Annotated in this window: 15 protein-coding genes; 9 read left to right on the top strand and 6 right to left on the bottom strand. The window is 46.6% G+C overall.

Features of this window, described 5'->3' with window-relative positions; translation table 11 throughout:
• Positions 1–40: 40 nt before the first annotated feature.
• The 8 genes from mscL (at position 41) to C6362_RS10785 (ending at position 5,213) form a co-directional block, all read left to right on the top strand.
• On the top strand, positions 41–493 hold the full coding sequence (gene mscL / locus C6362_RS10755) for a large-conductance mechanosensitive channel protein MscL (RefSeq protein WP_014016640.1): 453 nt from the start codon (positions 41–43) through the stop codon (positions 491–493).
• Positions 494–516: 23 nt separating this feature from the next.
• Positions 517–957 carry a pyridoxamine 5'-phosphate oxidase family protein gene (locus C6362_RS10760; protein WP_014016639.1) on the top strand — a complete coding sequence of 147 codons (441 nt, stop codon included), beginning with the start codon at positions 517–519 and terminating at the stop codon, positions 955–957.
• A 34-nt stretch (positions 958–991) separates the two neighbouring features.
• A complete protein-coding gene (locus C6362_RS10765; RefSeq protein WP_014016638.1) occupies positions 992–1,756 on the top strand; it encodes a cyclase family protein in 765 nt (254 codons plus the stop codon).
• A gap of 89 nt (positions 1,757–1,845) precedes the next feature.
• Entirely contained in the window at positions 1,846–2,145 is a 300-nt protein-coding gene (locus C6362_RS10770) for a hypothetical protein (RefSeq protein ID WP_014016637.1), read from the top strand.
• A gap of 231 nt (positions 2,146–2,376) precedes the next feature.
• Complete coding sequence (locus C6362_RS10775; RefSeq protein ID WP_014016636.1) at positions 2,377–2,634, top strand: type II toxin-antitoxin system Phd/YefM family antitoxin; 258 nt, start codon at positions 2,377–2,379, stop codon at positions 2,632–2,634.
• Positions 2,627–2,881, top strand: coding sequence for a Txe/YoeB family addiction module toxin (locus C6362_RS12335; protein ID WP_014016635.1), 255 nt, complete (start codon positions 2,627–2,629; stop codon positions 2,879–2,881). Before C6362_RS10775 ends, C6362_RS12335 begins: the two co-directional genes overlap by 8 nt.
• 160 nt (positions 2,882–3,041) lie before the next feature.
• Positions 3,042–3,212: a hypothetical protein gene (locus tag C6362_RS11855; RefSeq protein WP_157868804.1), complete on the top strand. Its 171-nt coding sequence runs from the start codon at positions 3,042–3,044 to the stop codon at positions 3,210–3,212.
• A 642-nt stretch (positions 3,213–3,854) separates the two neighbouring features.
• A complete protein-coding gene (locus tag C6362_RS10785; protein WP_014016634.1) occupies positions 3,855–5,213 on the top strand; it encodes an MFS transporter in 1,359 nt (452 codons plus the stop codon).
• 154 nt (positions 5,214–5,367) lie between these two features.
• Here the strand turns inward: C6362_RS10785 and C6362_RS12235 are convergent, their stop codons facing one another.
• Together C6362_RS12235 and C6362_RS10795 are read right to left on the bottom strand one after the other, a co-directional pair.
• Positions 5,368–5,901 (bottom strand): hypothetical protein, encoded by a 534-nt coding sequence (locus C6362_RS12235; protein ID WP_014016633.1) that lies wholly within the window; start codon positions 5,899–5,901, stop codon positions 5,368–5,370.
• Between the two features lie 85 nt (positions 5,902–5,986).
• A complete protein-coding gene (locus C6362_RS10795) occupies positions 5,987–6,328 on the bottom strand; it encodes an arsenate reductase family protein (RefSeq protein WP_014016632.1) in 342 nt (113 codons plus the stop codon).
• Between the two features lie 125 nt (positions 6,329–6,453).
• Here C6362_RS10795 and C6362_RS10800 point away from each other — a divergent pair, with 125 nt between their 5' ends.
• Positions 6,454–7,650, top strand: a complete 1,197-nt coding sequence (locus C6362_RS10800; RefSeq protein ID WP_014016631.1) for a trans-sulfuration enzyme family protein — start codon at positions 6,454–6,456, stop codon at positions 7,648–7,650.
• A 2-nt stretch (positions 7,651–7,652) separates the two neighbouring features.
• On the opposite strand, the gene C6362_RS10805 is transcribed toward C6362_RS10800, so the two are convergent.
• The 4 genes from C6362_RS10805 to C6362_RS12340 all read right to left on the bottom strand — a co-directional run bounded on the left by C6362_RS10805 (position 7,653) and on the right by C6362_RS12340 (position 10,650).
• Entirely contained in the window at positions 7,653–8,414 is a 762-nt protein-coding gene (locus C6362_RS10805) for an SDR family NAD(P)-dependent oxidoreductase (protein WP_014016630.1), read from the bottom strand.
• Positions 8,405–8,956, bottom strand: a complete 552-nt coding sequence (locus tag C6362_RS10810; RefSeq protein WP_014016629.1) for an HD domain-containing protein — start codon at positions 8,954–8,956, stop codon at positions 8,405–8,407. The genes C6362_RS10805 and C6362_RS10810 overlap by 10 nt, the downstream gene beginning before the upstream one ends.
• 133 nt (positions 8,957–9,089) lie before the next feature.
• A complete protein-coding gene (locus C6362_RS10815; protein ID WP_014016628.1) occupies positions 9,090–10,202 on the bottom strand; it encodes a tyrosine-type recombinase/integrase in 1,113 nt (370 codons plus the stop codon).
• A 367-nt stretch (positions 10,203–10,569) separates the two neighbouring features.
• Entirely contained in the window at positions 10,570–10,650 is an 81-nt protein-coding gene (locus C6362_RS12340) for a putative holin-like toxin (protein WP_353804100.1), read from the bottom strand.
• Positions 10,651–10,712: the final 62 nt, after the last annotated feature.

Genomic DNA, 10,712 nt, shown 5'->3' on the forward strand with positions numbered 1-10,712 from the left:
ATTTTTACCTTAGCATTTATTTACAACAGGAGGAAATGGGATGGGTTTTATTAAGGAATTTAAAGAATTTGCCATGCGAGGCAATGTACTGGACATGGCAGTCGGCGTTGTTGTCGGCGGTGCCTTTGGGAAAATCGTTACGTCTTTAGTCAATAACATCATTATGCCGCCTTTCGGCGTTCTTCTCGGGGGCATCGACTTTTCTGACTTCTTTATCCCTTTGAGTACGGAACATGTTGAATCGTTAGCCGAAGCGAAAGCAGCGGGAATTCCTGTTATCGCTTACGGGGCTTTCCTCAATACGGTATTAGAATTCCTGATCATCGCTTTTGCTATCTTTATCGTAATCAAACAGCTGAACCGTTTCTTTCCGAAACCAGAACCGGCTCCGGAACCGCGGCTTTGCCCGTTCTGCCGTCAGCCCATTGCTGATGACGCTACGCGCTGCCCGCATTGCACCAGCGAATTGCCGGCAACTATTTCGAAAAAATAATATAACCAGTGAGGGAATAGTAGATGACAGACAAACAAAGCATTGCCTTAAAAATCAACGATTGGTTAAACGATTGCGTGGCCGAAAGCGGCGCCTTCTTTTTGAATACCGTAGAAGCTGGCCGGCCAAAATCGCGTCCCATCAGTTTCCATATGCTGAAAGATGGCGTTAATTATTTTGGTGTCGGCGCCATGAAAGAAGTCTATCGCCAAATGCAGGAAAACCCATATGTAGAAATTTGTGGACTTATGGGAAAGGGGAAACTCTTTTTCCGTTATTACGGCAAAGCTGTTTTTGAAAAAGGCGATGAACTGTCCCAAGAAGCGCTGGCACAGCCTGGCTATCCAGTCATGAAGAAAATTTACACGCCCGAAAGTGGCAATCGTTTCGTCGTTTTTCATTTGGAAGAAGCAACGGCTGAAAAACGGGCAATGATGTCCGTATTAGAAACATGGAAATTATAAATAGCTAAAACTAGCTCAGAAAGGAAGTGTTTTCATGGCAACACATGCATTGTGGACTCTCTTACAGCAACTAAAATCTGATTACGAATGGGTAGAACTTAGCCATCGCCTGAACAATGACAGTCCGTATTGGTCTGGCATGCCCGAAGGTTCCGTCGAAATCGGGAAAACCGTCTTTGATTGGGGAAATCCCATGCTGGAATGTTTGATCCAGACCTTCAAATTTCCCGGCCAATTCGGCACGCATATTGATTTTCCCGGCCATTTTGCCAAAGGGACCGCACTGTCTGAACGCTTCGGCGTACAGTACATGGCATATCCCTTGGTCGTCATCGATATCAGTGAAAAAGTAGCCCGTGACGTCCATTACGCCGTTACCGTTGACGACATCAAAGCCTATGAAGCGGCATATGGAGCCATTCCGGAAGGCGCATTTGTCGCACTACGGACGGACTGGTCGAAGAACTGGCCGGATAACGATAAGCTCTGCGGCTTTGATGAAGAAGGTAATGAAAATGCCCCGGGCTGGTCGTTAGATGCCTTGAAATACATCTACGAAGTCCGTCATGCCGCTGCTAACGGCCATGAAACCTTTGATACCGACGCATCTGCCGTCGCAGCTGAAGCAGGAGACCTCATCTGTGAACGCTACGTCCTCAGCCAGGGCCATGTCCAGATCGAACTCTTGGATAACCTCGACAAAGTAGCCCCTGCCGGTGCCATCCTCCTGGCATCCTGGCCCAATATCGAAGGCGCTACCGGACTCCCGGTCCGCGTCGTAGCCATTACGCCGAAATAAAATAAAAACAGGGACATTCCAAATGCGATGATGTATGGAATGTCCTTGTCTTTTCTAATTTCAGTGACCAGGAAAGGAGGGCTTTAGCTATGAGTGATACGGCTATCAAGGAAGCTATGGATTACGAAAAACAATTTGCCACGAATAACAAGCTGAAATCAGCCTATTGGGAACACGAACGTACCATGCGCGACATCGCTTCGGCCCTTTACAGCCGGGAAAAAGCAGGCCAGGAACGCGGCGAAAAGATTGGTGATAAGACAGGACGCCAGGCACTCAGTACTTTGCTTCAAAAGCTATTGGAGGAAGGCCGGAAAGAAGAATTCGACCGTGTCTTGCAGGATAATGAGTATCAGGAAAAATTACTGCGAGAATATCATTTGAAATAAGGTTTTAGGAAGGACCCGTCATCATGCGGGTCTTTTTTTTGACGCTACTTATACTGATGCCGAAGGCAGTAAGCACGAATACTGGCGTATTCTGTTAGAAGATTTTGAATTCTGTGAACGGAAACGTCCGAAAGAAAAGAAAGAAAAAGATGCCTAAAAACATATCCGTGTACATGTACTCATTGACGTACATGTACACGGATGATAAAATAAATTAAGGAGGGGATAAACATGAAAATTATGAGCCAAACAAAAGCAAGAAAAGATTTCTTTAAAATTGCCAAGGAAGTCAATGAAGACAGTGTTCCCGTCATTGCTACGAATAAAGATTCTCTTGATGATGTAGTCATTTTAGGCAAGGCCGATTATGATTCTTTAATGGAAACATTACATGTATACGGTGTACCTGGCATGGCGGAAAAATTAGACCGTGCGGAAAAAGAAGAAGGAATCCCTTTTACTTCCTTAGAGGATATACCAGATGTATAAAATTGAGTATACACGAGAATTTCAAAAGGATTACATGAAGTTGAAACAATATCCGTCTATGGTTAGAAAATTAAAGAAACTCATTAATGGATTATATGAAAATCCTTTTTACCATGCTGAAAAATTAGAACCTAAATGGAAAAACAGGTATTCCTTGAGAATCAATATTCAACACCGATTAGTATATAATGTGAATATCGATGAACAAAAAATAAAACTGCTGTCATGTTGGACACATTATGAATGAGGTCAAGAGCCGCTGCAACAATCATCCGGTTGTTGCGGTGGTTCTTTTTTTGTCTATGAAGAATTAATAATACATTAGGGCTTATTGCGCCAAAACAGGCCATGGAAAAACAGTTGAAGGCTTATGACAAAGAACTACGAAATAAGGATGGCGGTAACTGATGATTGCTTTTTCGAGAGCTTTTTGTGAATTTTTAAGCGGCTTTTTAGCGGCTTTAGGTTTTCAGCAAGTTTTTTGCCGACTTTTTTGCCGATATTTTGCCGATTTTGATATGAAAAACGAGGAAATTTGGCAGTTATTGAGAAAAAGTGAAAGTGGTATTACTTGTTAAATAAATGGCTTAGTTATGCTGGATAGAAAGTGTTACAATATGCACCTCCATTCTCATTTAAAATAACTTACGATAATTTAACGTTATCGGAAGTAATAATACTTCTAACTCCACCCCGTACTGCTAATGACTATAAAATCACTATATTTCTAGTAATTCACTATCATTAATGATATCTACAATGATATCTACTTATTTTGGCTCATTTTTGATTCTCTCCCTGCTAATATGGCCAAATTATTATGCTGACGGAATTTTTTTGCTTCATAACCGGACTTGTAAACCTGTCTCTGTATTTGCTGATACTTGAGATTGTATGATTCATATAGGCTGGCGGAATTGAATATAGGCGTCATGCGTCTTTAAGCATATTTAACTTAGGTCAAGATGAATGATGTTAATCTATCATGATAGTTTGCCAGGTTCTTGGTGTGGAATCCTTACTACGAGCTAATCTGTTGTCTATGGATATGATTCTTTTTTCTATACAGGTATCATCTTAATAGTTGAGCTAATCAACTACTTTTAGGGAAATTAGGCTTCTTCTCTAAAAGTAGTTCAAAAAAACATTCATTGCGAAGGCCTTTCTTTGGCAGTATAATTAGGGTTGCTTATTACTGTTTTTTACGGAGGTTATTCGCCATGCAGCGATTTTTGTCTTACGAAAATACGATTTTAGCTGTCGTCATGATGGTGTCTTTTATCAACCCTTTTACCAGCAGCGCTTTGACGACGGCTTTGCCTGGGATTGGTACGGCTTATGGTGCGACGGATGCCCAGCTCAGTTGGGTCATTGAGTTGTTCTTGATTTCTTCGACGGTGACGATTATGCCAATCAGCAAGATTGCCGACCGGATTGGCAAGCGTCATGTCTTCTTGTTTGGTGTATCCTTATTCTGTGTCTCGTCACTGGCTGTGTATTTTGTGACTTCCCTCTATGGCTTATTTTTACTGCGCATCTTGCAAGGCCTGGGCAGTGCCAGTATTTTTGCCACCAGCATGGCCATCGTCTCCCTGGTCACCCCGCCGGAACGTCGCGGCCGGGCTATGGGCTTTACCATTGCCGCTGTGTATTGCGGGCTGTCCTTTGGTCCGGTTCTGGGCGGTTTCTTTTCTTATTACCTGGGCTGGAAGACAATTTTTTATTTTATCGCCATTATCTGTGCCGTGGCCTGGCTGATTGCCCTGTATAGCATGAAAAAAGAAGAATGGATTGTCAATTCCCATGGCAGTCTGGATTTGTTTGGTAGCCTCTTATATGCCCTGGCTATGATTGCCATTATGGTTGGCTTATCGGAAGTAACGAGTCTTTTCTATGCTAAATATCTCTTGGCCGCCGGCTTCATCCTGTTCCTGGTGTTCTTGTATGGTGAATGGCACCAGAAAAGCCCGGTCCTGCCCGTCCGTATTTTTGCCGACAATCGCGTGTTTTCCTGTTCCAGTTTGGCAGCTATGCTCAACTATTGTGCAACTTTTGGCATCAGTTTCCTCTTGTCCATTTATTTGCAGCGCATTACCGGCCTCAATGCCCGTGACACGGGACTCGTCCTATTGCTCCAACCGGTGCTGATGGCGCTCTTGTCCCCTGTCACCGGAGCGCTGTCGGACCGTATCAATCCCGCCGTCCTGGCTTCTTCCGGTATGATTTTGATTACCTTCGGTCTCTCCTGTCTGGCAATCAATGTCTCTCTTTCTTCCTTCTGGCTCATTGCCCTGGCCCTGGTCATCATCGGCATCGGTTTTGCCCTGTTCACGGCGCCGAATAATAACGCGATTATGGGATCCGTGGCACCCAAATATTATGGGGCTGCTTCATCGGTCGTCAGTACGGTCCGCCTCATCGGCCAGGTCCTCAGCGTGGCCATCATCACCTTGATTTTGTCGCAAAGCGGCGCCGCGGCTGCATCGGACTGGTTGGCCCATCATATTCAGCAAGCCTTCATTGTTTTCACGATTCTCTGTGCCATTGGTATTGTCCCTTCAGCAGCACGGAGTAAGTGATGATTCGTGGTTAGTAGTTAGTGATTAGTGGTTCGCAAAAGAGGATGCTGCATTAAGCCAAAAACGCTAATGCAACATCCTCTTTTCAAAAAGCGTATGAAATTAAATTTATGTATTTACGAGCCACGAGCCATTAACCACGAGCCACTAACAACTATTTCACAAAATAATGGGCCGAGTCATCGACGAGGCTGTTTTCCAGGAGGGCTTTGAACTGCGGGGCACTCATTCCGGCTGCCTGGGCAGAGAACTGATAGTCTCCCACTTTCCAATGAGCGACGTAGGACGTGTCGTTGATTTTAGCGATGCTGACGGGAACGCCGTCGATGACCTGGTCTTTCCAGGTTACGCTATAGACGCCGGAAATATCTTTCATCGATTTATCGGCTTTCTGGGGCATCGTGCGGACGCGGACCGTCGTTTCCGGTTGGCCTAAGCGCTGGAAGCCGATGTCCGCAGTGTGTTTGCCGATTAAAGAGAGGTAATAACAGCTGAAGCCGGCGTCGCGGGTCAAATACAGCGGTGTAAAGCCGGCATCTTTTACGACATTTTCATAGGTATCGTAGATCACAATAGGATTAGGTATGCCGATCGGCTGGACTTTCGGCGTACTGGCTGCGAAAGAAGTACTGCCAATCATCAACGTGGCACAGGCTACTAAGAGAGAGTTTTTTACAATGTGTTTCAATGTCTTACACCTCGTTCATCAAAAAAATCAAACGTTTAAGCACCATAAGTATACTCAAACGTTTAATTTTTGTCAAACCAAGAATTCATTCCCACGTTTTCCAGATTTCCGGTACGTAGCCTATGGTAGCCTTAGTACCGTTGCGGACGATGGGCGTCTTCAAGACTTGCTGATTATCCAAGACTTTAGCATCTTTTTCATCATCGACGGCATATTGAATCAAGGCCAGCGCGTTTTTATCTTTGCATTTCGGGTTGAGCATGGCGTCGAGGCCGCCGACGGCTTGTTTGACCTTGGTATATTCGCCTTTACTCAGGCCCTTTTCTTTCAGGTCGACGAATTGGACTTTGATGTTCCGTTCTTTGAAATAGCGGATGGCTTTCTTTGTATCAAAACACTTATTCGTGCCAAAAATCTGGATATTCATGGAGTTCCTCCTTTAGTTTGAAAAAATAAAAAGTGAAATAAAAAACAAAAAGCTTTTACTTTTCGAAAATATACCTTATAATATACTTGTATATTATTTATTGACACCATAAGGGGGGATTTTTTATGGCTAAAAAAGAAAACAAGTTCAAGGGGTATGATATTTCAACACAAGCCGTCCATACGGGCGTCGCTTATGATGCGGAAACAGGAGCCGTCCGCCGGCCGCTGCACATGGCCAATAGCTACAAGCTACCCGATGACCTGTCGAAGGTCAATTATTCTTCGACGGATCTGCTGATGTACGCCCGCAATGGCAACCCGAATCAGCACTGGCTGGAAGAAAAAGTCGCTGCCCTCCACGGAGCCGATGACGCCATCGTTCTGGGAAGCGGCGTCGCCGCCCTTCACGCTTTGTTCTGGACGCTGCTCAAGACAGGCGACCGCGTCGTCTATCCGAAAGTCAGCTATATGGCCGTCTATCGCCTGTTCCACGAATTATTCAACCGGAAATTCGGCGTCGAAACAGTCATGGTCGATATGACGGACCTGGAAGCCGTCAAAAAAGCGATTACGCCAGGGACGCGCCTGGTCCATATCGAGACGCCGGACAATCCAACTGACGGTATTTCAGACATTGCGGCCATTGCCAAAATCGCTCATGAAAATGGAGCGGCCTTGTCTGTCGACAATACCTTTGCATCGCCTCTCAATCAGCATCCCTTGGATTTCGGCGCTGACTTTGTCGTCGAATCGCTGACCAAATATATCAACGGCCACGGCGATGCCCAAGGAGGGGCTATCATTTCCAACGACTTGGCGACGATGGACCGGATCCGCTATGAAGCCCAGGTCAATGTCGGCTCTGTCATCAGTCCCTTCAATGCCTGGCAGATCTTCCGCGGTGCCGTCACCTTCCCTTTGCGGATGGAACGCATCAATGCGTCGACGCAAAAAATCGCAGAATGGCTGGAACAGCGCCAAAACGTCACGTTCGTTTCCTATCCCGGCCTGCCCAGCAACCCTGGCCACGAATTGGCCAAAAAGCAGATGAAACACGGTTTTGGCGGCGTTATTTCTTTTGGCATCGCTGCTGACGACAAGGCGGTCGAACGGTTCTGCGCGGCCTTGAAAGTCGTCACCTTTGCCGTCTCCCTCGGCCATGACGAAAGCCTGATTTTCCCGCAGCCGAGCTACGATGAACGCATCAATCTCTATCCGGAAAAATTCCGCAAGGGCTTCATCCGCTTCAGCATCGGCCTGGAAGATCCGGACGACATCATCGGCGACCTCAATCAGGCCTTGAAAGCCATCGGCTTATAAGGTCAGCGGAACCAACGGCTACCATATAACAAAATAGATTGGGGAATCCACCCCGACAGAAAGCGAAGCAAGGTCGAGACGACATCCGGTGTGATGACGACTCGGCCTTTTTTCACGGCCCGGAAAGATCGGCGGGCAATGACCTCTTTCGTCCCTGCCAGGGGATAATGGCGGAACTGCTGGTTCCTATCGGTCTGGATGGCCGTCGCAATAAATTCCGTGTCTTTGACCCAATACGGGCAGATGGCAGAAACGAGGATTCCCTGTGGGGCCAGTTCAGCGGCCAGGGCCCGGCTGTAGCGCAGGAGAAAGGCCTTGGTCGCCGAATAGACGGCCAGTTCCGGAATAGGCAGGAAAGCGGCACACGAACAAATCTGGACGAGGTGGCTGCCGGCCTTGCAGTATGGCAGGACTAACTCGACCAGGCTGATTGCGGCCCGGTCATTGAGGTCGACCATCTTTTCCTGAACACCTGACGGAATCGTCATGACGGAACCCATCTTGCCGAAGCCCGCTGCATGAATCAAATAGCGGACGATAGCCCTACTATCGGTTAAGGCTTGCTGTAAAATCCGAAAGAAATCGTTCTCGGTCAGGTCCAGCGGATAGAGGCGGCTTTTCGTCTTCAAGGCCCCGGCCAGGTCTTCCAGCTGCGGACGGCGCCGGGCGACGAGCCAGATTTCATCTAAGCCTTCGTCATCCAATAATTTTACGTATTCCCTTCCCAACCCGGAAGAGGCACCGGTCACAATGGCTATATCCATGATTTCCCCTCCTGACACTTTCGATAGCACTGCAAATATTCAGCTTCGACGTCGGCAAAAGGCCGTGGTTCATAATCGGGAAGGCAATGCACCTGTGGCTGCGCACTGTCCGGCTTGTCCTGCAAGAGATAGGTCAGATCATACCAGAGGAACGCATTGTCAATGTCTTTGAGGAGCCGCGTTTCTTCTGCTGTCAAAGGCTGGCCCAGGAATTTCTCGTAAATGACGTCGAGCAGCCTGGCTTCCGTCTGACGGTAAATCGGCATGAGCTGCTTCATCGGCCGTGGTACGTCAGACATATAACATTCCGTCGCATCGTGCAATAGGGCTGCCAGGACCAGATGAGATGGCAAATTCCTGGCCCGGGCCTCCTTGGCACATTGCAGGCAATGCTGGCCAACGGAATAAAAAGTCGTCACATGGCCATTGCCCCGACAGATGAGCGACAGGGCGTGGGCAATGTCTTCGATACAGATAGCCTCGGGATTGGGATGGGTAATGTCGAAATGTTTTCCACTGTAGGTAGTGATTTGAGGAGACATGGTGTTTAGGTACTTCTTTCTCTGATTATTTTTGCGTTTGGAGGCATATTATTCCGATAAGTATTAATTATCGGAAAATCTAGGTTTTAAGCTAAAATTTCTATATCTTGCCGCCGCGTTTGCCGCCATGATTTTACAAAATCGAATCGAGTTTCTTCATGGCTTCCCGATTACGCTTATCTGTAATGGTATCGTAAATATTAGCCGTCGTCGCAATCGAAGAATGACCTAGCCGTTTGGACACGTAGTCGAGCTCGATATTATTTTCCAACATCATCGTGGCATGGGTATGGCGGAAAGAATGGAAACTGCCGCCACCAAATTCCTTTTTGCACCACATATTGAAATAGCGCATATCATTGCTGTTCATCGGACGGCCGTCTTCGCGGGTACAGACAAAATCGCTTTCGACGTAATCGTCACCGTAGAGACGGTGGTTCTTGGCCTGCTGGGCCTTATGGCGGACCAGGGCTTTGTATAAAGTCTCATTAAAGGGAATCGTCCGGACCGATGACTTGGTCTTGGGCGTCGCCTTGCAAACAGGGATGCCTTTTTTATCATATAAGGTACTATCAACGGAAATCGTTCGGTTTTCCATGTCTATATGAGACCATTGCAAGGCCAGACATTCCCCGACACGAAGGCCTGTACAATAGGCAATCATGCAGGGAGCGTAATATTTATGCCCCAACGGAAAGGCGTGGAAAATAATCTGTATCTGCTGATGCGAAAAGATGACCGGCTTTTTCCGGGGAACGTCAAATTTCGGCATCTTGACATTGGCCATGGGATTCGTTTCGATGTACTGGCGGTTGGAAACGGCCCAGCGCATGGCATCATTGAAGACCGTGAAAATCGACTTGACCGTCGAGCGGGAATAACCATCCTGCTTCAAGCTGTTGATCCAGTCCTGGATTTCCGCCGTCGTCAGCGCATCCAAAGCTTCATTCCCGAAACGGGCACCAATATGCCATTTAATGATTCCCGCATAGGAATCGTACGTATTGGGCCCTAAATTGATACGCACATCTTTTTCCAGCCATTCCAATAAAAAATCCATCATCTTTATGACTGGCTTTTCCGAAACCGCTGCTTCATCGAGAGCCTTCATGGCCTGCCGATAGGCTTTAGCGGCCTGTGCATACGAAGTACCGCCGACGCGTTCTTCCCGCAGCCTGCCCTGACCATCTTTCGTCGGGACTTCAATCGTATAATACCATTTCTTGCCTCGTTTTCGTAAATACATATGCGGCACCTCCTTTGTTTACTATTGTACTATGAGAAAAGACAAGATGCAACAAATGTTCCTGCAAAATTTGCCGATTTAAGGAAATTTAAACAGGCACTCCATGTAATAACTCACGGAATAGTTAAATTCTCCTTATAAAGGCATTTACGGAAATTATGTAAAAATCCGGCAAAAAAAAGAAACTATGTTCGACGAGGCATTCGCCCCCCCCATCATCGAACATAGTTTCTAATTGCTTTATTTGGCCGATATGGTAAAATAAAAACAGAGATAGTCCGATGGCGGAACATCGGCTCTCCTCTGAATGTTGTAACTGAAGAAGGCCGTGTACCGCAAAGGTATGCGGTTTTTTTCAGTTCATAAATTATTTCTTACTAGCTGAAATAACCAGCACAATAAGCGTAGCAAAAGCTATCATCAAGGATAATGCTTCGTATACACTCATGCCGATCACCCCGCTTTCGCGAGGAAAACCGAATACATCGAACTATCTCATGAGAATAAGTT

It is taken from the genome of Megasphaera elsdenii DSM 20460 (assembly GCF_003010495.1).
In the GTDB taxonomy this organism is placed as follows: domain Bacteria; phylum Bacillota; class Negativicutes; order Veillonellales; family Megasphaeraceae; genus Megasphaera; species Megasphaera elsdenii.